Here is a 19,768-nt window from a genome sequence, read left to right on the forward strand (position 1 = left end):
CACTAGCGCCTCCCGCCGGCGGCAGCCCGAGCCCGAGCCTGGCGGAGCACTGGCGGCGGCTTCAGGAAGCGACCGGCGAACCAGGCCCCGCCGCCCACCAGGGGTCGAACGGCCGCGGCAGCCAGCCGCGGCCGGCGCATGCCGTAGAGCTGCAGGGCGCCCTCCGGCAGGATCGAGATGGCCGCCTGGCCGGCGACCGCCCAGACGGGACGCAGAAAGACGGGCAGCGGCGGATGCAGCACCGTGTCCACGGCCTCGCGCGCCGGCCGGGTGACCTGCAGAAGGTGCGCGGAGGAGTCGAGGAAGGCCAGGTTGGCCGCTTCACTGGCAGGCACCGCACCGGCTTTCAGGCCCACCAGTTCCGCCTGTCTGACCATCTCAGCCACATAGCCATCGGCCTCGCCTGCTGACAGGGGGCGGACGAACCGCCGGTAGGCGGCCAGGAAGCTTGCCACCAGCGTCCCGTGAATCCAGAGCAGAAGCGTTGGGTCGTCCGCCGCGTAGGGCAGACCTGTCACCTTGTCCACACCGTGGATGGGCACGTGCACTGCCCGCACCCGGGCGCCCAACGCCTGGGCCTGTTTGGTGGTGCCAAAGATGGTGGTCATGACGTAGTTGCTGGTTCGGTCGTAGCGGCCCCAGACGTCCTTCCGGTAGTCACTGTGATCGGCCACGGCCGCTATCGCCAGCGGGTGCAGAGCCTGCCACATGAGTGCCGAGAGGCCGCCGACCAGCAGGGCCGGCTCAGAGTGCAGCCGCCAGGCTGCCGAGCCGGGGCCGAACAGACCCAGGTCGGGACCTGGGCTGGTGCGAGAGGGCGGCGGGTTGCTCATCTACTCCAGCATGAACCCGGCCCGCTCCGGACCCTCGGGATCGTGTTTGAAGTAAACGTGGACGACGCTGCCGCCGGCCGCCAGAGCCCGCAGCTCGCGTCGCCAGCGCTCCAGGGCGGGGCGCTCGTAGGAGCGCCGGAGACGGACATAGGCGAATTGCCCGGTCTCGGTCATCGGCGCCAGCGGCCACTCCTCGGCGTCAGTTCGGCAGAGGGCAGCACCGTGCCGCCGAAGGCAGTCGTAGACCGGCGCACAGAACCAGGACTCGTGCCGGAACTCCACAGCCGCCGGCCGGGCGAAGGCGGTAAGCAGTCGTTCCAGCAGCTGCTCGTCACGCTGGCGCCCCGGGGGCCACTGGACGAGCGTGGGGCCGAGCCTGTCGCCGAGTGCGCCCAACCGCTCGCCCAGCGTCGCCGCCAGTCCCGCCTTGTCGAAGGCTGCCGCCGAGTAGGTCAGGCCGCGGCTTGCCTTGCAGCAGAAGCGGAAGTCTTGATGCACCTGGCCCGCCCAGCCGGCCAGGGTGGTCACCGGGGGCAGCTGATAGAAGGTGCCGTTCAGCTCCACGCCGTTCAGCCGCTCGGCGTAGTAGGCGAGCATGCGCCGGGCGGCGAGCTTGGTCGGATAAAAACCGCCCTTCCAGCTCGGATACGCGAAGCCGGAGGTGCCGGCGTAGAGCGAGGTCAGACTTCCTTCGGCTGCAGCAGCTCACGCTCGACCCGGGCTCTGAGCTGGCCGCAGGCGGCGTCCCCCTCCCGCCCGCGCGTGTCGCGCAGCGTTACGTTCAGGCCCTGGGCGCGGATCTGAGCTGCGAACCGGCGGAGCGCCGGTGGCTCCGGCTCCTTGTAGGGCGTGTCGTCGACGGGGTTGAAGGGGATGAGGTTGACGTGCGCAAGGCGGCCCCGAAGCAGGTTGCCCAGCTCCAGCGCATCGCGCTCCGAGTCGTTCACGCCGGCCAGCACCACCCACTCGTAGCTCACGCGACGACCTGTTTTTTGACCGAAGCGGTCAGCCGCAGCCACGACAGCGGCCAGCGGGTACTTGCGGTTGATGGGTACCAGGTCATCGCGCAGGTCGTCGCGAGCCGCATGGAGCGAGATCGCCAGCGTCACGGGCAGCCCCTCGTCCGCCAAGCGCTCGATCCGCGGCACGAGCCCGGCGGTTGAGACTGTGATCCGGCGAGGGCTGATGCCGAGACCGCCCGGCTCGACCAGGCGGCGCACCGCGGCCAGCACAGCTTCATAGTTCGCCATGGGCTCTCCCATGCCCATGAAAACTATGTGGGAGAGTCGCCTGTCCTCTTCACGCAGGAGCCTGGCGGCGTCCACGCCCTGATCGACGATCTCATGGCTGCGCAGGTTGCGGCCGAAGGGACCCTGCCCGGTGGCGCAGAACGGACAGCCGATGGGACAGCCAACCTGCGAGGAGATGCAGAGGGTGCTCCGGCGCTCGTAGCGCATCACCACCGCCTCCACCGTGTACCCGTCCTCCAATCGATAGAGCAGCTTGGTGGTGGAGGCTTGATCGGCCTCAGTGCGCCGGATCTCCTCCAAGGAGTGGCTGCGGAAGTCCTCCGCCAGTTGCCGACGAAGCTCGCTCGGCAGCTCGCTCATGGCCTCGATCGCCACTCCGCGCCAAAGGTCCTGCCGGATCTGCCGAGCGCGATAGAACGGCTGGTCCCGGGCAGCCAGCCATTTGCTGAGCTCGTCGTCGGTCAGTCCGCTGAGAGCCGGCTTCGCCGCCAGTGAGATCACGCCGCTACGATACTGGCCGGTGCGCCGCCTCTTTCTGATCCTTGCGCCCCTGCTCCTGCTGGCCGCCGCCACGCCCGGCCAACGTCCCGCGGAGCGGCAGCCGCTGCCGGCGCCCAGCCCGGCCCCCGACGTGGACCACGGCGATGACATTCCCGAGTGGCTGCCCTATCTGGCAGCGCCGGCGAGTGGTCCGCGCCCCGCCTTCAACTGGCCTGTGCGGGGATCCATCTCGCAACCCTTTGGCTGCACTGGATTGGCTGCCGAGCGGGGCACTGCTGATTGCCCGACCGGCTTTCACCAGGGCATTGACATAGCGCAGCCTCAGGGCACGCCCGTCGCGGCCGCAGCCGACGGTATCGCCTACGCCTTCCCCAACCGGGGCCGGTACGGCATCCACATCATCATTCAGCACCCTGGCGGCTATGCCACCGCCTACGGCCACCTATCGCAGGCGGCCGTCGGCTGGGGAGCGCCGGTCCGGGCAGGCCAGCAGATCGGGCTGGTCGGCACCACCGGCAACTCGACTGGTCCCCACCTCCACTTCGAGATCCGCTTCGCGGGCAGAGCGTTGGACCCGGCGCCCCTCCTCGCCGGCCCCCAGCCGGACCCGGCGGTCCTACCTGCCGGCTGGCCGGGCGCCCCGGTCGACGACTGGCGCGGAATTCGCTGACCGCGCAGTTCCCGCTCGGGTCAGACCTGGACGTCGTTTTCGGCGGGTTTCGGCGGCTGATACCTGCGCGCCTGTTCGGGCCGGCCGCGCCAGCGCCATTCCTCCGGCAGCATGGCCTCGAGGAGGTCGTCATAGCTGACCACACCTAGGATGCCGCCCTGCTCATCGACCACCGGCAGTGAAGACAGGTTGTAGTCGGCCATCTGGACAGCCACCGAGGGCAGGTCGGCATCGGCGTAGACGGCAATCGGGTCGGAGGGAGAGAGATCGAGAAGAGTCGCTGACACTTCAGCGCAGAGCAGCTCCGCCAGACCAACAGCTCCTGACAAACGACCGTCGACCAGGGTGTAGAGCGTGGTCAGGGTGGCGGGCACGTCCTCCAACTCACGGAGCCGGCGGATGCTTTGCTCCACCGTCAGTGCAGAGGGCAGAGCAATGAATTCGTTGCTCATCAGGCCGCCCGCGGTTTCCGGGTTGTAGCCGAGCAGCTTGCGAACCTTGGCCTGCTGCTCGGGAGGCAGCAGCTCGAGCACAGGTCGGCGCTGCTCCTGGTCCAGCTCCATCAGCATGTCGGTCGCGGCGTCGGGGTCCATGTTGGCGAGGATGGTTGCCACCTCCTCCCGGCTCCGGCCCTTGATGAACTCCAGCTGATGCTCCTCGTCCAGCTCCTCGAAAACGTCAGCTTCGAGCTCGTGGTCGTGCTGGACCGCGTCCAGGATCTCCTCGCCCTCATCATGCGAGGCCTCTTCCACGATGTCAGCGATATCAGCCGGCCTGAGTTTGGCCAGGCGGGAGGAGGGGCCCACCTGAGCCGACGGCACGTGACTCACCAGCGGCTCCACGCGTGCCCAGTCGATCTCGCTCTGCTGGACCCTGCCCAGCCCGAACGCGGCCAGGAGTCGGGAGGGAGGTGAGGGCACTATGCCGACCACCCGCCAGGAACCCTGCTCACCTTCCAGCACAAGGTCCTTGACCCGCACCAGGCGAGCCGCATCGACATCGATGACCGAGTGACCCTGGACATCGCCCTCCAGCAGGACTTCTCCGGGCCGCCGTTCGAAGGGACGGCTGTCGACGCTCTCGGTGCGCAGCCTGCAGCCGTTGGCGGAGAGCTCGCTCAGATCCCGCGCGGAAACGAAGACGTCCTTGCCGTCCCGGTGGACGAGCACGCCAGTAACCGTGGGCAGGCCGCCATCGACCAGCTTCACCACACCGTCGACAATCTTGCCCACCTCGCTCCCTGACGCGGTCAGCAGGGGCTGATCGTTCAGCTTCGAGAAGTGCAGCCGGGCCAAAGTGATTTACCTCCTAGTGTCCCACTAGCCTAACTATGAGCGCCAGCCGCCAGCTGGATGCTTTTCACCACCAACAACAGCGCGGCGATGACCAGGTACGCACGCAGAGCGGACATGCCGAACCGCCGCATCGGCGACCAGGTCGGCCGATCCAGCAGCGCCAGGGGCGGCATGGTCCAGCCCTGCTGCCTCTGACGCCGAGCTGCGGTCCGGTCAGTCCTGGGTCCTCTGCCCCTCACCGCCAGGAAGGCGCCGAGGCTGAGCAATGCAGCCAGCACCAGTGCCGCCATCACCTCGGCCAGGCTCTTGACGTCAACCCCGGGGAACAGCGTGGTCACAGTCAGGATCCCAGACAGCGTCAGCAGCACTGTGATGATGACCGCCGCGATCGCGTTCAGCCAGGCCGGGTTCACCCACGGCCCGAGCACGGCCCGGTCGTTGCAGAGGAGGAGCAGAAAAACGCTGGCGCTCGGCAAGAGAAGCCCGGCCAGGGCCTGTACAGCCGTGGTGATCAGCCCGAGCGGCGCGTGGGGTATCAGCACGATGGCGGCGGCGCCAACGACAAGAGCCGCGAAGCTGGCGTAGAAGCCCCGCGCCTCTCGAAAATTCCAGTGCAGCGAGTGTCGCACGCCGAAGGTATCCCCGGCGGCGTAGGAGGTGGCCAGCGCCACAGCCGACGCACCGATCAGTGACGCGTTGAGGAGCACAATGGCAAACATTGCGCCCGCGGGTTTGCCCAAGACCCGGCTGAGACTGTGCCCGGTCTGACCGGCGTCAGTGAAGTGGCCGAAGTCACCTGAGCCCCCGAACGCTGCCGCGCAAGTCACGACGAGCGCTGCCGCACCGATGACCGTGATGACTGAGCCCAGGACTGTGTCCGCCCGCTCGTAGGAGATCCAGCGCGGTGTGATGCGCTTGTCGACAATGTTCGACTGCTGGAAGAACAGCTGCCAGGGGGCCACCGTCGTGCCGACAATGGCGATCACCAGCAGGACGGAGTCGCCGGTCAGTCCGCCCTGAATCCCCGGCACCACGAAGTCGTGCAGGACCGGACCGATCTGCGGGTGGCTGATCACTACCAGCGGGATCACCAGGAAATTGGCAGCGACGAAGACGAAGAGCACTCGCTCCCACCTGCGGAAGCTGCCGGATGCGGTCACGACGATGAGCGCCAGGCCGGCGAGTGGAACCGATATATAAGGGCTCAGGCCGAAGTGCTCCAGTGCCAGGCTGACACCTATGAACTCGGTTACCAGGGTCAGAAAGTTGAGCAGAAAGAGATCTCCGACTGCGAAAATCCCCCACCACCTGCCGAAGCGCTCAAAAATCATCTTGCCGTGACCCATTCCGGTCACGGCGCCCAGCCGCACCACCATCTCCTGGTTCACAATCAGGACCGGGATCAGCAGCAGCAGCTCCCACAAAAGGCTGGTGCCGTAGTTTTGGCCGGCCTGAGCGTAGGTGGCGACCCCCCCGGCGTCGTTGTCACCGACCATGACTATGATGCCGGGACCGATGACCGCCAGGAGGACGAGCAATCGCTGGCGCAGCGAGCGAGGCGGCCCTGAACCGAGCCTGATAGTCCCCAGCGCACCTGTGATGTCGCCGACGTGAGCCGGATCCAGGACGGCCCGCGAAGTACTTATCGGATCAATGCCGCCGCGGGGCTCGACCGAAGATCCGCGCTGGTTGCTCATCTAACACCTCCTTTTGGTTGAGTGCGTTTTCCTCTGCCCCGCACTCCGACCGGAGATGAGCTAGCTGCTGCGAGCGCTTCCCAGACGGGGCACAGGGACGTCTTTCAAGTTCCGTTGGTCGGGACTCATACGCCTCCTGTCAACGCCCCTCATTGCTGAACCTCCGAGCGGGATGGCGCCTTGGGCAGGCTCAGGGCGGCGAGGCCGCCGTATGCACCCCACTCGTTTTAGCTCTTGGCGCCGCACGGCTTAGATTCGTCAGCCCGGCCCCCCTTGGCCGGAGCACCTGGCCTGATCTGGCGCGTCCCTCGACGTTTTAGATCAGGTGCCTTTTTTCCGTGTGGTTGCCTCGCCTAACGAGGTGCAGCAAACTGCTGAATCAGGATATCACTGGCCCCGGGTTCACTCGGCGACCCTGTGCCTCAACCCGTCCGGCTGTAGAGGCCGTTGGCCTCGCTCGCCCGGCCTTCCTGGATCAGCTTCCGCAGGTGTGCCTGCAGCGTCATCTCGGCTGCCGGCCGCAGTGCTGAGCCGGCCTCCAGCTCGGCATAGACGCGGTCGGCCAGCCCGCCCAGATCGGTGGGACCGGCGGCCAGGGCGCTGAGCACCTGGAACTCGCGTTGCAGGCGATGCTGCCTGTATTCGGCGATCTTGGCGGCCGGATCCTCGATCGGATCCCAATGACCCGGAAAGATGAGGCGCGGTTTCAGCTCGGCGACCAGGTCCAGCGAGCGAAGGGACTGGGCGACGTCGCCTTCCGGATAGGTGACCATCGAGCTGCCGCGACCCAGGATGAGATCGCCGCTGAACAGCACTCTGTCCTCAGCCAGCCAGAAGGCGAGGTGGTCAGCGGCGTGGCCGGGCGTATGCAGCGCGATCACGCTCAGCCGACCGCTGCGCACCACCTCCCCGTGCTGCAGTTCGGGGAAGCGCAAGACGCGGGCATGGTGGGCCGCGGCGAGCCGCTCGGCACCCTCCAGGTGATCCGCGTGTGAGTGCGTCACCAGCACGGCTCCCAGCGCCTGCTGGCCCAGCGCCGCAACTATGCGCCGGCGGTGCGCAGATGAGTCCGGGCCGGGGTCTATCACCAGCTTGACGGGCTCGTCGCCCACCACCCAGGTGTTGGTGCCGGGACCGGTGTAGGGGCCGGCGTTGCCGGCCAGGACCCGGCGCACTGTGGTCATCAGGCGTGCCCGCGCAGGAAGAGCTCTAAGGCTGCGGTCGGCTGCGCGAGATGGCGACGACTATGAGGATCGCCAGCACGATGGCGAGGCCGAGCGGCAGGAGCGGCACGCCGATGGGCACTTTCTCATCCCCTCCGCTCGGCGCTGACGTCCTGGCGCAGCAGCGAGTAGATGACCATGTCATGCCAGCCGCCCGCTCGGAACTGGGCTCCGCGGAGAACGCCCTCCCGGCTGAAGCCGGCTTTATCCAGCGCTCGCTGCTCCGCGAGGTTTTCCACATCAGTCGACGCTTCGAGCCGATTCACCTGCGTGGTGGCCAAGAGCCGTCTGGCCAGCAGCTGCTGCGCCTCCACCCCGTAACCGTGGCCGCGCGCCTCCGGGACCAGGGCGATGCCGATGTTCCAGGCCCGGGATTCCGGATTGGGTCCATGGCTCACAGCGTGCCACGTCACGGTGCCCAGCGGCGCAGCGTCGGCACTTCGCTCGACGATGAGCAGGCCGCGCTCGTCGCTGATCAGCCCTTGTCTCGCCAGCACCCGGGAGAGCGAGGCCGCCGGCGCCGAACCGAAGTCGTTGAAGAAGCCGCGATAGAGCGGCGAGCTGTTCCAGCGATCGAGCAGAGGGCCGTCTCTCGAGGTCGCCTCGCGGAGCCGGACGCGGGTCGCGATCTCCCCGCTCAGCTCAGGCGGCCGGCAAGTAGATGCTCGCCAGATCGCCCTCCTCGGGATCGAACCAGCCGCCCAGCCGCGTCTCCACTAGGAGGCGGATCAAAGGCTCACCCAGCTCGGGGACAGGTAGAGGCACCCGTTCGCCGGCCGGTTCCAGGCGCAGTCGCCACCAGTCTCCTGAGGCCGTAGCGCTGAAGCAGGAGCCGGCGCCCCCAAGCCAGTCATACGCGCGGCTCAGCGCCTGCAGCAGCGATGGCTCGGAGGCAGTGACACGCGCCTGGGTGGGCACGCTGCGCTGCGCCCCCGGCGCCGCCAGGTTGAGGACGGCGCCCAGAACCACCGCGCGCTGCTCATCCCTCGGTTCGACCGCCAGCAGCTCCAGACCCTCAGCACGCCGGCCGACCTCGAGGGCCAGGTCATGAATGTCTTCGACGGAAACCGGGCGGCCGTAGGCCGACTGCCGGGTCAGCTCGCGCAGCGCAAGCAGCGAGGAACGCAGCTTGTGGCCGAGACGTTCGATGAGCCGGGTGCGGCTTTCGTCCGCCAGCTGTTGGGCCAGCAGTTCCGCCTGGCGGGCGGCTGCGCGGCCGTGTGCCGGATCACGCGCCCAGCCGCAGAGACGGCCGCCGATGCGCAACTCGGTCCAAGGGCCGCCCGGCGGCGGTTGGTTAGCGGGTCCGTGCCGGCGGCCGCCAGGTACCTCCTGTAGAACTCCGCCGATGCGAACCCACATCGGCGTGGAGTCGCTCCCTGGGCCGGTCAATCTGGCAGCCTCCGTCATCAGTGAGGAAGATAACCGCTTTCGACCCTTCCGCCAGCGCTGAGTGCTGCATCGGCACTCGCGCTCTTATACGATCCTCACAGAGTGCCGATACCCCGGAATCGACCCCGGCCCCCCCTGCCCCAAGGTCTGGACGTCTTCCGACCCGACGAGGTGATCGCCTCGACAGTGCTCGTCGTGGAGGACGAGGCTCCCATGCTTGCTCAGCTGGAGCTTGACCTCAAGCTGCTTGGTTACCAGCCCCGGACCGCCGCCGATGCCGAGACGGCGCGCCGCGTGCTGGGCGAGGAACGGATCGCCGGCATTCTCCTGGACCTCATCCTCGATGAGCGCGAGGAAACCGGGTTCGAGCTGCTCCGCTGGATCCGCCAGCACCATCCCGGACTGCCGGTGGTGGTACTCTCGGCAGCCAACGCGAGTTCCGCCTCCATCCGTCGAGCGTTCGAGCTCGGCGCAAGCAGCTATTTCGTCAAGGGAGCCGCCGGGCTGGGCCACATCTACTCCGACCTGGGCGCCCGCTTGGCCGAGGGTGGCGGCAGCCGCGGCGGCAGCTATATGTTTGGCCGGCTCGAATTCGACCCGGTCCGCCGCACGGTTAGCCTCGGCAGCAAGCAAATCCGGCTCACCTCACAGCAGACCTCGCTGCTCGTCCACCTCTCCCACGGGTCGAAGGCGGCCACGGCGGGCGACCTCATTGAGGCCGGGCTCTTCCGCCCTGACGCTGCGCGCTCAACCGTGCACTCGGCACTGCTGACCCTGCGCCGAAAGTTGGACGAGCTGGAGCCGGGACTGGGCGGCCGGTTTCTCTCCTCGACGGCCCGCGGCTATTCCCTCAGCAGCACTATCTAACATTCGTGACGCTGCGGGGGCGGACATCGGCGCGCTGCCGCGATCCAGAAGGCCACGGGTGGGCTTAGCAACCCCACCAGGACGGCCCCTGAACGGTCCGTAGTGAACACAGCGTCCACCCGTATAGTCGGCATGGTTTTGCTGCCTGCCCGCCGCCTGCCGCTGCTCTTGCTCCTACCGGTCCTCATCGCTGCGCTGCCAGCCACGGCCAGGAGCCTGGCAGTTGCTCGCCCGGCAGCCAATGAGCTACCCCGGCAGCTGCTCGGCGCCCAGGATCGGGTCCAGGCTGCCCGCGCCAAAGCCGACAGCCTGCGCGCCCAGCCGGCCGGCACCACACCCCTCGACCAGATGCGACACGACGCCCAAGTGGAGCGGAGTGAATACGACTATCGGCAGGCGCTGCGCGATGAGCAGGCGGCGATCTACCGCGTCGCCGGGACGCCGGGGGCCGAAGCCACGAACCTGGCCTCGCTGCCGGCCGAGCGCCGGCCTGCCGTCAGCGCCGCCGCCAGAGCGCTGCGGGGCGTTTGGCGTCTGGCCGGCTACCAGGACTTGAGCCAGGTTCAGCCTCGCCACAACCGTCACTTCCCGGATTCGGAGCCCGTCGCCACCCTGCTCAGCTACTACCAGGAGGCGCAGGCTCGCTACGGCGTGAATTGGAGCTACCTGGCCGCGATCAATTACGTGGAATCGGACTTCGGTCGCACCAACGGCCCCTCGAGCGCCGGCGCGCTGGGGCCCATGCAGTTCCTGCCTTCCACCTGGCAGGAGGTCGGCCAGGGTGGGGACATCATGAGCTCCCGCGACAGCATCGCAGCCGCCGCCCGCTATCTGCTGAGGGCCGGCGCACCGGCCAACATGGACCGCTCGGTCCTCGCCTACAACCACGACAACGATTACCTGGCAGCCATCAGCGGCTACGCCGAGGCGCTTCGCAGCGACCCGGCCTGGTTGGAAAAGCTGTACTACTGGAACACTTACGGATGATGCGTCAGCCCCGCCCGCTCGCTGCCATCCTCGCGCTGCTGGCGTTGGCCGCCTTCTTTGCCTCTGCCTGCGCGCCACCGGTGCCGCACCTGGTCAACCGCAGCGCTCGGGCGACTTCACCCAGCCCGTCCGGTTCCCGAAGCACCCCGCTCCCGTCTCTGGCGCCTCCGTCAGCCAGCTCGCAGGGCTCGGCTTTCGACGCGACTCACGCGGCAGCTGTGCTGGCCCCGGCGGTGGGCCTCGTCATAGTCAACCTGGCCGGCGGACACGTCGCCGAGGGCAGCGGTTTCGTGATCGATGTGAACGGCGGCCAGAGCTATCTGGCCACCAACAATCACGTGATCGACAAGGCGCAGAAGGTGCAGGTGCTGATGCCCGACGGCCGCCACTTCGTAGCGGCTCTGCAGGGCACCGATCCCCTGGAGGACGTGGCCGTGCTCAAGGTTCCTGACACACTTCCCAAGTCGGAGTTCGCGGACTCCACGCAGTTGAAGCCCGGCCAGCCGGTGGTTGCGATCGGCAGCGCGCTGGGTGGTCAGGGCTTCGGCTCGGTCACCGTCGGGGTGATCTCCGCTCTGCACCGGACGCTCACCAACGTCGGCACTTCGGGCCAGGCGAGCGAGAGCCTGCCTGACGTACTGCAAACCGACGCTCCCATCAATCCGGGCAACTCTGGTGGCCCGCTGGCCGACGGGGCGGGCCGGGTGGTGGGAATGAACACCGCCGGCGACACGAACGCCAACAGCGTCGGCTTCGCAATTCCCAGCCGGGTGGTGCAGCGGATCGCCGGCAACCTGATAGCAGGCAGGACCCCGGGGCACCCCTATGCAGGCGTCAGTTACCTGCCGGTCGAGGACGCTCTCGTCACCCAGGACGTGCAGGGCTACGGCGTGGTGGTGAGCTGTGTGGTGCCAGGCAGCCCGGCCGAGCAAGGCGGCGTCAAGGCCCACGACGTGATCGAGAACCTGGATGGGCGACCGCTCAACAACGGCATCACCTTCGCCGGCGTGCTGCAGCTGCACAACCCGGGCGACAGCGTGGCCATGAGCCTTGTCCGAGGTGGCCAGAAGGTCGACCTTCAAGTCACGCTGGGGGAGCGTCCTGCCACACCCGCCAGCTGCAGCGGCTGAACCGAACGCCGGCTGACCTCCCGGCCGCTCGGCGGGAGACGACCATTAGAGTATTCACTCGTGGAGTATCGGATCGAACAGTTGGGGCAGGTCGCGGGGGTGGCTGTCGACACGATCCGCTTCTACCAGGGCAAGGGACTGTTGGAACCTCCCCGCCGCGAGGGCAGGGTCACCTGGTACGGAGCCGAGCATGTGGAACGCCTGGGGCGGATCAAGGCTCTGCAGCAGCGGGGCTTCACGCTGGGCGTCATTCGGCGTTTCCTGGCGGGCGAATTGGAATCGTCAGACGAATCGCTGGTTCAGGCGGTGACCACCGAGGTGGCGCCGGAGACACTGACGCTGGACGAGATGGCCAATCGCAGCGGCGTACCCGCCGCGCTCTTGCGGAACCTCGAGCAAGCCGGGCTGCTGGTTGCCGTCGGGGAGGGCGATGAGGCCCGCTACCCGGCGCGAGACCTGGAGGCGGTTGGCGCCGGACTGAAGCTGGTCGAGGCGGGCGTCCCGCTGGGCCCGCTATTGGAGCTGGCGGCGGAGCACTCGGTCTCGATCGAGCGGACGGCGGCACGCGCAGTCGATCTCTTCGACCATAATGTCCGCGAGCGGATCCAGGCGGAGGGATTGCCGGCGGAGGAAGCTGAGCGGCGGCTGCTGCTGGTCTTCCAAGAACTCCTCGAAGCGAGCAGCGCACTTGTCCGCCGTCATTTCGAACGCGCTCTGCTCCGCGCCGCGCGAGAGCGCATCGAGCGCCCCCTCTGAGTAAGGCGCCGGTCGGGCCGCCTTTAGTCCGCGAGCTGGAGAGCAGCCCTGATCTGATCAGCCTCATGAGCGCAGCCCGAGACGCTGGCTTGGAGACCATGCTGCTGGAACGACCGCTGCCCGACGCCGTCTCAATTCTGGGCTTGGGCCGCAGCTACGACCTGGTCGCCACTGTCGAGGGCGTGGCGCTGGCGACGGCTGCTGGCACCCGGCTGGATGAGGAGCCGGGCCACCGCAGGCTGGCGGCGGCCGGCCGGCTCTGGCGCCGCTTCACCTCGGATCAGGCCGTCGAGGAGGAAGCGCTGCCGGGCACCGGCCGGGTGGCGCTGGGCGGCTTCGCCTTCGATCCCGACCGCGAGCCAGAGGCGCCCTGGCTGGGCTTCCCCTCCCTGCTCTTCCGGGTGCCTCAGCTCGCCGTGACCAGAGTGCGCGGCAGGACCTTCCTCTCCGGCGACGAGTCGCTCTTGGACTGCCGCCCCTTCGCCCAGGCGCCCGCAGCCCGCCGTCTCAGCGTCGAAAGCGAGCGCAGCCCCGAAAGCTGGTCAGCTGCTGTGGCCGAAGCCAGCCGGCGATTACGCGCGGGAGCGGCGGCGAAGGTGGTCCTGGCTCGGCAGGTCTTCGCCCATGCCGACGGGGTGCTGGCCGCAGGGGCGGTGCTTCGCTCGTTGCGGGCTTCCTATCCGGCCTGCTATATCTACTTGGTCAGCGGCGCCGACGGCACAGCGCTGGCCGGCGCCTCACCCGAGCTGCTGCTCCGCCGGGCGGGCTCCCGCGCAGTCTCCCAGCCCATGGCCGGCAGCATCGCGCGTGGCCGCAACGAAGCGGAGGACGAGCAGCTCGCCGAGGAACTGCGCGCGAGCGCGAAGGACTCCGAGGAGCACCGGATCACCGCCCGCCACGTGCGTCAGGCGTTGGCCCGCTTCGGCGCCGTGGTCGAGCAGCGCCCACCAGAGGTAGTGCGGCTGACCAACATCCAGCATCTCGCAACCGAGGTACGAGCGCGGCTGACGCCGCCGGTTCCCAACCTGCTGGAGGTGGCCGCCGAGCTCCATCCCACGCCGGCGGTCAACGGCTCTCCCGCCGCCAACGCCCGGGAGATGCTGGCCGAGCTGGAAGAGATGGAGCGCGGCTGGTATGCGGGGGCCGTGGGCTGGCTTGACTCCCGGGGCGACGGTGAGCTGGCTGTCGCCATCCGCTGCGGCCTGCTGGACGGCGACGGCGCGCGCCTCTACGCCGGCGTGGGGATCATGCCTGACTCCGACCCAGCCGCCGAGCTGGCGGAGACTGAGCTGAAGCTGAAAGCTCTGCTGGGCGCGATCTCCACCTAACAGGGTGTCGAGTCAGCCTGCGCGTGCGCATGTGTGCGGGGCCGACCCTAACCGGCCGTGACGAAACAGGGCCGGCCGGCCGCCGCTACGCGTGAGCTCTGCTGACGATCCGCCCGACCTGCTTCACGTGCGGCCGTTCATGGAGAGCCAGCCACTGCGCATAGGAGTGAACTGTCCGCTCGAGCACCGTGCCCGCTCCGGTCACCGTCGCCGACCGTGACCAGCCGTCCTGCGGCAACGGTTTCAGGACGGCCATCAGATCGGCACGCTGCGCGGCAAATGAGCCCAGCGAGGACTGGAAATCCAGTTCGAGATAGTCAGTCTTCCGGATCCAGGTGCGGGGATTGACAGCCCGCAGCGTCGGATGGTTCTCAGCGATCATCCTCGCAATGCAGCAGCCCCAGACGTCAGCACACGCACGGAGGTGGGCAAGCACATCGTTTGCCGACCACTCGCTGTGTTGGGGGGCCGCATGCAGTTGAGCTGTGGTCAGACCGGCTGTGAGCGCGGCGAGGCGCGGCGGTGTCTGCGCCAGCAGCGCCAGGACCTTGTCGATCGAGAGTGCGGTCCGGGCCAACCGCCGCCGGACGGTACCAGAAACCAGCAGGTGTCTTTCGAGTTTTCGCGCGCGCGCCCGCAGCGCATGCGCAAGCTGTAAACATCCGGCAGCCTGGCTAGGCGCGGACTTTAGCGTCTGTCAGCGGAGCGCCCCTGCCACCGCCGCCCAGCAGGCCTGGTGGCCGGCCAGGCTCTGCTCTCGTGAGAAGCGGGCGCAGACGAGCGTGGAACGGTCGGCAAGCAGCGCGCGCTCCAGCGCATAGGGCAGGTCCCCGGGATCGGTCACCGCGCAGAAGTAGAGGTCGTAGAGCAGCGCCACGTCCTCCAGGCGAAGACCCAGCGGCGTCGTGAACAGCTCCTCGAACACGTCTGGGTGCTGCGCCGCCGGAAGGTAGTCGAAGATGCCGCCGCCGTTGTTGTCGAGCACGACTATCACTGCTCGGATGCCGTGCCGCTTGGCCGCCCAGAGCCCATTCATGTCGTGGTAGAGGCTCAAATCGCCCAGGAGGAGAACCGTGGGGTTGCCGGCGTCGGCGGCGGCGGCCCCCAGCCCGGTGGACACGAGGCCATCGATGCCGCTGGCACCGCGGTTGGCGAGGAAGCGAACTCCCGGCGCCGACCCGGGCCAGAACACATCGACGTCCCGGATGGCCAGCGAAGAGCCGGCAAAGACAGTGGCCGGCTCGGGCAGCTCGGAAGCGAGGGCCCTGACCACGTGGCCTTCGTGCAATGGCGACTGATACAGCTTGCGGTCGAGCGCCGCCATGGCGGTCGCCGAGGCGTCCCGCCAGACGTGCTGCCAGATGCCATCGCCCTCCCGCAGCTTCCCCTCCAGCTGCTCCAGGAGCGGCAGCGGATCGCAGCGCACTATCTCGGCCGCCAGCAGGTCGGGATCACGCCAGCCGCCCGCCTCATCGATGAGGATGGTGCGGGGGTGATAGCGAAGAAGGAACTGGTTCAGCGCCTTGGAGGTTGGCGGTGCGCCCAGCCGGAGCACCAGGTCGGGAACGTGGGCTCGGGCCCAACTGGGGTCGCGCAGGAGAGCGTCGTAGGACTCCACCACTCCCAGACCGGCCCTCCGCCGCAGCTGCGAGGTGGGCTCCGCCAGAAGCGGCGCGTCCAATCGCGTCAGGAGCGCGTCGAGTGCGTGGCGCAGCCGAGCGCCATCCCGCATCTCCCCCGCCACCAGCAGCGGCCGGTCCGCCCGGGCCAGCGCAGTCGCGATCCTGTCCACCAGCTCCTCCGACGGCTGACTCGGGCCACGCCAGAGCCAGAGGGGATCGGCGTCGACCGGCACAGCTCTCGGCACGCGGCCCGGTTTGGGGCTGAGCGGCTCCCGAAACGGCAGGTTGAGGTGGACCGGCCCTGGCAGCTCCCCTCGAGTCTCGACCAGCGCTCGTGCGGCCAGCCGCCGCCAACGCCTGGGCGCGGCGGGGTCTTCGTCGGGCAGGCCGGGATCGAAGAACCAACGAGTGGCGCCGCCATAGAGGCGGCTCTGCTCGACTGCCTGGTTGGCCCCGACATCGCGGAGCTCAGGCGGACGGTCGGCGGTGAGCACGAGCAGGGGAGTTCGCGAGTAGGAAGCCTCCAGCACGGCGGGGTGGAACTCCGCGGCCGCCGTACCGGAGGTGCACAGCAGCGCCACCGGCCACTCCTGCGCCTTGGCCAGACCCAGGGCGAAGAAAGCTGCGCTGCGCTCGTCTATGTGAACCCAGACCTTGACGCTTGGGTGGCGGGCGAAAGCCATGGCCAGCGGCGCTGAGCGGGAGCCGGGTGCCACACAGGCATGGCGCAGCCCGCTCCGGGCCAGCTCATCGACGAAAGTCGCCGCGAAGGCCTGTGTAACCTCGCCTTCAGACATGGTGCTAGCCCTGCCCGGGTTCAGCCAGGGACCCGAGAGCTGGGCCGAGCAGGCTCGCCTGACTGGCAGCTCCCAGCCCTGGCTTTGCCCTGAGCTGGCTGCGACCACACTGTCGGCGGCCTCGGCCGAGCTGGAAGCGTCCTCCAGCGGAGCCGGGCCGCTGGATCTGATCGGCTACAGCCAGGGCGGCCGCCTGGCCCTCTACGCGGCGGCCAGGGGCGTGTTGAAGCTGCGCACGCTGACTGTCATCAGCGCGCAGGCAGGCTTTGAGGGCCAAACCCGAGCGGCCCGCCTGCGCGCCGACGAGGAACTGGCCGGCAAGATCGAGGTCGAGGGTAGCGAATGGTTCGCCGAGCACTGGGCGCTGCTGCAGCCATTTGCGGGCCTGCGCCAGCGTCGCCCGGACCTCGCCGAGGCGCTCGCGGCGGCGCGGCGCCGGCACGACCCGACGCATCTGGCCGCGCAGCTCCGCGGCATGGGCGCGGCCGCTGAGCCACCTTTCTGGTCGCGGCTCGCCGCCATCGAGGCGCCCACGCTGGTCATCGCGGGCGGCGAGGACGAGCGCTATGTCGCTTACGCCCGGCGACTGGCTCTGATACTGCCTCACTGTTCTCTTGAGATCGTGCCCGATGCGGGCCATGTGGTGCATTTGGAGCAGCCGGGTAGGGTGGCGCGTATTCTCGCGCGGCACCTTCACGGCCGGTAGCGCTCGAGCGCAGCTCGATCCAGTTCGACCCCCAGCCCAGAGCGGCTTGGCAGCAGAAGATGAGGGCCTTCCCAGTCGAGCCCAGCTGCCAGCTCCGATCCTCCCAGCCAATCCGTGGCCAGCCCGCAGGCCAGCGGCTCACGCTCCAAGGCGCAGGCGACATGCAGCGCCGCCGCGAGGCCGATCGAGGACTCGAAACTCGAACCTAGTGTGGCGCCGCACCGGGAGCCGGCGGCCAGTGCCAAGGCCCGCTGGGGTCCACCGACGGTGGCGAGCTTGACCGCCGGCAGCACTCCCAGCGACAGCAGGGCTGCCGCGAAGTCTGGATCGGCCAGCGACTCGTCGGCCGCCAGCGGCAGGTGAGACTGGGAGCGGAGGTGCGCCCAATCGGACGGCGGGGCGGCCGCCCCCAGCGGCTGCTCGATCAGCTCCAATTGGAAGCCGGCCAGCGCCCGCAACCGCTCGGACGCTTCCAGCCAACTCAGCGAACCGTTGAAGTCCAGGCGCAGACGGGCGCTTGCGCCGGCGGCGAAGCGAGCCGCGCCCAGTCTCTCCAAGTCGGTCTCCAGCGCCCGGCCGGCCGACTTCAGCTTGAAAGCTGCGAAGCCGAGAGAGGCCCAACTCTCCACCTCCGCCACCACCCTGTCAGGAGCTTCAGCAGTGACGAGCGCTGTGCACTCGACGCGATTTCGGCGGGGACCGCCCAGCAGCTCTGTGAGCGGGACGCCTCGACGCCGCGCCGCCAAGTCCAATTCCGCGGTCTGCAAGCCGCAGCGGGCGGCCGGCCCAGGAGTGCTCTCGCCTTCCAGCTCAGCCAGCAGCTCCGCCAGGGACCCGCTCCGGCCGGCCGTCACGGGCGCCTCCCCCAGGCCTTGGAGCCGGCCCTCAGAGCGGATCACCAGCACCGATTCCCGGAACGCTCCGGCCGCCGGCCTTCGGATCGGGATCAGCTCCAGGCCGCTCACAGGAGCAGGCCGGCAGCCCATAGCAGCGCCCACCAGACCTCGATGATGCCTGTGCGCTTCAGGGCGCTGATGAGGACGGCAGGCTCCCGCGAACCGGAATCTCGGATGACGCCGGCGACCATGGTGACTGTCAGCGCCGGCAGCGCCGCCAGCCGCGGCACCCAGCCGGCTACTGCCGCGAGGAAGGGGATCCCGAGCGAACCTGCCAGCAGCAGGGTGATCAGGGTACGGGTGGCACCCCGCCCTATTCGCACGGCCAGAGTTCGCTTGCCGGCGGCCGAGTCCGTCGCCAGGTCCCGCAGGTTGTTCAGCGCCAGGATCGCACAGGCCAGAAAGCCGGTTGCGCAGCCCGCCGCCCAGGCCGCAGCGGGGATGTGGTGCTCGTGCACGTAGACTGTGCCGGCGGTGGCGAAGAGGCCGAAGAAGATGAACACGAACAGTTCGCCCAGCCCGAGATAGCCATACGGTCGAGGACCGCCGGTGTAGAGCCAGCCGGCCACCACCGCCAGCGCACCAACAGCTATGAGCCGCCAGTCGCTGGCCAACGCAACAGCCAGCCCGGCGCCGGAGGCGAGGGCAAAGGCGGCCAGGGCGGCGTACTTCACCTGGCGCGGCGGAATCACTCCCGACGCTGCCGCCCGGATCGGGCCCACCCTGAGCGGGGTGTCGGTGCCTCGGGCGAAATCCGAGTAGTCGTTGGCGTAGTTGACTCCGATCTGCATCGCGATCGCCACCAGCAGGGCACCGAAGCCAGGGAGTGGACGGATCGAGTGGTCATGGGCGGCGATGGCAGTCCCCGCCAGAACGGGCGCCACGCTTGCCGCCAATGTCGCCGGCCGAGCGGCCAGCCACCAGATCAGCGGCTTGCTCAGCGGGGGGCGGACTTCCGGTCTCAGGACGCTATGGACGCTTGGGGAAGCGGGCGAAATCAGCCTTGCGCTTCTGGACGTAGGCGTCCCGGCCTTCCTGCGCCTCTTCGTTCATGTAGTAGAGCAGCGTCGCATCGCCGGCCAGCTGCTGGATGCCCGCCAGGCCGTCGTCGGCTGCGTTGAGGGAAGCCTTGAGCAGGCGCAGGGCGAGGGGGCTGTGCTCGAGCATTCTCTGGCAGACCTGCAAAGTCTCCGCTTCCAGATCGCGGAGCGGCACCACCCGGTTCACCAGGCCCATCTCCAGCGCCTGCTGGGCGTCGTACTGCTCGCAGAGAAACCAGATCTCCCGAGCCTTCTTCTGACCCACTATGCGGGCCAGCAGCCCTGAGCCATAGCCGCCATCGAAGCTGCCGACCCGGGGCCCTGTCTGCCCGAAGCGGGCATTGTCAGCGGCGATCGTGAGGTCGCAGACGACGTGGAGGACGTGACCGCCGCCCACCGCGAAGCCGGCCACCATGGCCACGACCGGCTTGGGGGTTCGACGGATCTGGATCTGGAGGTCGAGGACGTTCAGGCGGCCGATGCCCTGAGCGTCGCGGTAGCCGTCATCCCCGCGGATGCGCTGGTCGCCGCCGGAACAGAACGCCTCGGTTCCGGCGCCGGTCAGGATGATGACGCCGATGGTCGGATCGTCGCGGGCCACGTTGAAAGCGTTGCTGAGCTCGAACAGCGTGGTCGGCCGGAACGCATTGCGCACTTCAGGCCGGTTGATGGTGATCTTGGCGACCCCGCCCTGGGTGTCGTAGTGGATGTCCTCGTAGGCCCCGGATGGCTGCCAATTGTTCAAGTCAGCACTCATGGAGCAGATGCTCGCATGGTG

General features: G+C 68.6%; 20 protein-coding genes and 1 riboswitch. Of the genes, 7 read left to right on the forward strand and 13 right to left on the reverse strand.

The features are described from left to right. Positions 1–2: 2 nt before the first annotated feature. From ACR2MZ_RS13200 to rlmN, 3 genes are read right to left on the reverse strand one after another with little or no spacing between them, the layout of a single operon-like run. Entirely contained in the window at positions 3–833 is an 831-nt protein-coding gene (locus ACR2MZ_RS13200; RefSeq protein WP_434005505.1) for an oxygenase MpaB family protein, read from the reverse strand. Next, a complete protein-coding gene (locus ACR2MZ_RS13205; protein ID WP_434005564.1) occupies positions 834–1,517 on the reverse strand; it encodes a DUF72 domain-containing protein in 684 nt (227 codons plus the stop codon). It abuts the gene before it with no gap. Continuing rightward, positions 1,514–2,584, reverse strand: a complete 1,071-nt coding sequence (rlmN, locus tag ACR2MZ_RS13210) for a dual-specificity RNA methyltransferase RlmN (RefSeq protein WP_434005506.1) — start codon at positions 2,582–2,584, stop codon at positions 1,514–1,516. The genes ACR2MZ_RS13205 and rlmN overlap by 4 nt, the downstream gene beginning before the upstream one ends. A gap of 19 nt (positions 2,585–2,603) precedes the next feature. Between rlmN and ACR2MZ_RS13215 the strand changes: the two genes are divergently transcribed. Further along, positions 2,604–3,254: a M23 family metallopeptidase gene (locus ACR2MZ_RS13215; RefSeq protein WP_434005507.1), complete on the forward strand. Its 651-nt coding sequence runs from the start codon at positions 2,604–2,606 to the stop codon at positions 3,252–3,254. Positions 3,255–3,274: 20 nt separating this feature from the next. Here ACR2MZ_RS13215 and ACR2MZ_RS13220 read toward each other — a convergent pair whose 3' ends face one another. The 5 genes from ACR2MZ_RS13220 to ACR2MZ_RS13240 all read right to left on the reverse strand — a co-directional run bounded on the left by ACR2MZ_RS13220 (position 3,275) and on the right by ACR2MZ_RS13240 (position 8,879). Further along, the gene (locus tag ACR2MZ_RS13220; protein ID WP_434005508.1) at positions 3,275–4,549 is read right to left on the reverse strand and encodes a magnesium transporter MgtE N-terminal domain-containing protein; all 1,275 of its coding nucleotides are present in this window, start codon (positions 4,547–4,549) and stop codon (positions 3,275–3,277) included. 29 nt (positions 4,550–4,578) lie between these two features. Continuing rightward, the gene (locus tag ACR2MZ_RS13225) at positions 4,579–6,246 is read right to left on the reverse strand and encodes an NRAMP family divalent metal transporter (RefSeq protein WP_434005509.1); all 1,668 of its coding nucleotides are present in this window, start codon (positions 6,244–6,246) and stop codon (positions 4,579–4,581) included. A 210-nt stretch (positions 6,247–6,456) separates the two neighbouring features. After that, a riboswitch (M-box (ykoK) riboswitch) is annotated at positions 6,457–6,614 on the reverse strand. Positions 6,615–6,668: 54 nt separating this feature from the next. Then, positions 6,669–7,430, reverse strand: a complete 762-nt coding sequence (locus ACR2MZ_RS13230) for an MBL fold metallo-hydrolase (protein WP_434005510.1) — start codon at positions 7,428–7,430, stop codon at positions 6,669–6,671. 125 nt (positions 7,431–7,555) lie between these two features. Further along, positions 7,556–8,158: a GNAT family N-acetyltransferase gene (locus ACR2MZ_RS13235; protein ID WP_434005565.1), complete on the reverse strand. Its 603-nt coding sequence runs from the start codon at positions 8,156–8,158 to the stop codon at positions 7,556–7,558. Next, positions 8,112–8,879 carry a hypothetical protein gene (locus ACR2MZ_RS13240; RefSeq protein ID WP_434005511.1) on the reverse strand — a complete coding sequence of 256 codons (768 nt, stop codon included), beginning with the start codon at positions 8,877–8,879 and terminating at the stop codon, positions 8,112–8,114. Before ACR2MZ_RS13240 ends, ACR2MZ_RS13235 begins: the two co-directional genes overlap by 47 nt. Positions 8,880–8,963: 84 nt before the next feature. Between ACR2MZ_RS13240 and ACR2MZ_RS13245 the strand changes: the two genes are divergently transcribed. The 5 genes from ACR2MZ_RS13245 to ACR2MZ_RS13265 all read left to right on the forward strand — a co-directional run bounded on the left by ACR2MZ_RS13245 (position 8,964) and on the right by ACR2MZ_RS13265 (position 13,929). Further along, a complete protein-coding gene (locus ACR2MZ_RS13245) occupies positions 8,964–9,728 on the forward strand; it encodes a response regulator transcription factor (RefSeq protein WP_434005512.1) in 765 nt (254 codons plus the stop codon). Positions 9,729–9,830: 102 nt separating this feature from the next. Next, a complete protein-coding gene (locus ACR2MZ_RS13250; RefSeq protein WP_434005513.1) occupies positions 9,831–10,715 on the forward strand; it encodes a lytic transglycosylase domain-containing protein in 885 nt (294 codons plus the stop codon). Beyond that, positions 10,715–11,845, forward strand: a complete 1,131-nt coding sequence (locus ACR2MZ_RS13255; protein ID WP_434005514.1) for a S1C family serine protease — start codon at positions 10,715–10,717, stop codon at positions 11,843–11,845. The genes ACR2MZ_RS13250 and ACR2MZ_RS13255 overlap by 1 nt, the downstream gene beginning before the upstream one ends. A 60-nt stretch (positions 11,846–11,905) precedes the next feature. Continuing rightward, positions 11,906–12,601, forward strand: coding sequence for a MerR family transcriptional regulator (locus ACR2MZ_RS13260; RefSeq protein ID WP_434005515.1), 696 nt, complete (start codon positions 11,906–11,908; stop codon positions 12,599–12,601). 65 nt (positions 12,602–12,666) lie between these two features. Continuing rightward, complete coding sequence (locus ACR2MZ_RS13265) at positions 12,667–13,929, forward strand: isochorismate synthase (protein ID WP_434005516.1); 1,263 nt, start codon at positions 12,667–12,669, stop codon at positions 13,927–13,929. 85 nt (positions 13,930–14,014) lie between these two features. Here ACR2MZ_RS13265 and ACR2MZ_RS13270 read toward each other — a convergent pair whose 3' ends face one another. After that, positions 14,015–14,506 carry a DinB family protein gene (locus tag ACR2MZ_RS13270; RefSeq protein ID WP_434005517.1) on the reverse strand — a complete coding sequence of 164 codons (492 nt, stop codon included), beginning with the start codon at positions 14,504–14,506 and terminating at the stop codon, positions 14,015–14,017. A gap of 120 nt (positions 14,507–14,626) precedes the next feature. Beyond that, entirely contained in the window at positions 14,627–16,348 is a 1,722-nt protein-coding gene (gene menD, locus ACR2MZ_RS13275; protein WP_434005518.1) for a 2-succinyl-5-enolpyruvyl-6-hydroxy-3-cyclohexene-1-carboxylic-acid synthase, read from the reverse strand. Here menD and ACR2MZ_RS13280 point away from each other — a divergent pair. Continuing rightward, a complete protein-coding gene (locus tag ACR2MZ_RS13280; protein ID WP_434005519.1) occupies positions 16,347–17,054 on the forward strand; it encodes an alpha/beta fold hydrolase in 708 nt (235 codons plus the stop codon). The genes menD and ACR2MZ_RS13280 overlap by 2 nt on opposite strands. Here ACR2MZ_RS13280 and ACR2MZ_RS13285 read toward each other — a convergent pair. The 3 genes from ACR2MZ_RS13285 to menB form a co-directional block, all read right to left on the reverse strand. Further along, a complete protein-coding gene (locus ACR2MZ_RS13285; protein WP_434005520.1) occupies positions 17,042–18,019 on the reverse strand; it encodes a mandelate racemase/muconate lactonizing enzyme family protein in 978 nt (325 codons plus the stop codon). The genes ACR2MZ_RS13280 and ACR2MZ_RS13285 overlap by 13 nt on opposite strands. Continuing rightward, a complete protein-coding gene (locus ACR2MZ_RS13290; RefSeq protein ID WP_434005521.1) occupies positions 18,016–18,846 on the reverse strand; it encodes a 1,4-dihydroxy-2-naphthoate polyprenyltransferase in 831 nt (276 codons plus the stop codon). The genes ACR2MZ_RS13285 and ACR2MZ_RS13290 overlap by 4 nt, the downstream gene beginning before the upstream one ends. Positions 18,847–18,919: 73 nt before the next feature. After that, the gene (gene menB / locus ACR2MZ_RS13295; RefSeq protein WP_434005522.1) at positions 18,920–19,747 is read right to left on the reverse strand and encodes a 1,4-dihydroxy-2-naphthoyl-CoA synthase; all 828 of its coding nucleotides are present in this window, start codon (positions 19,745–19,747) and stop codon (positions 18,920–18,922) included. Positions 19,748–19,768: the final 21 nt, after the last annotated feature.

The sequence above is a fragment of the Candidatus Dormiibacter sp. genome (assembly GCF_050999135.1).
In the GTDB taxonomy this organism is placed as follows: domain Bacteria; phylum Chloroflexota; class Dormibacteria; order Dormibacterales; family Dormibacteraceae; genus Dormiibacter; species Dormiibacter spiritus.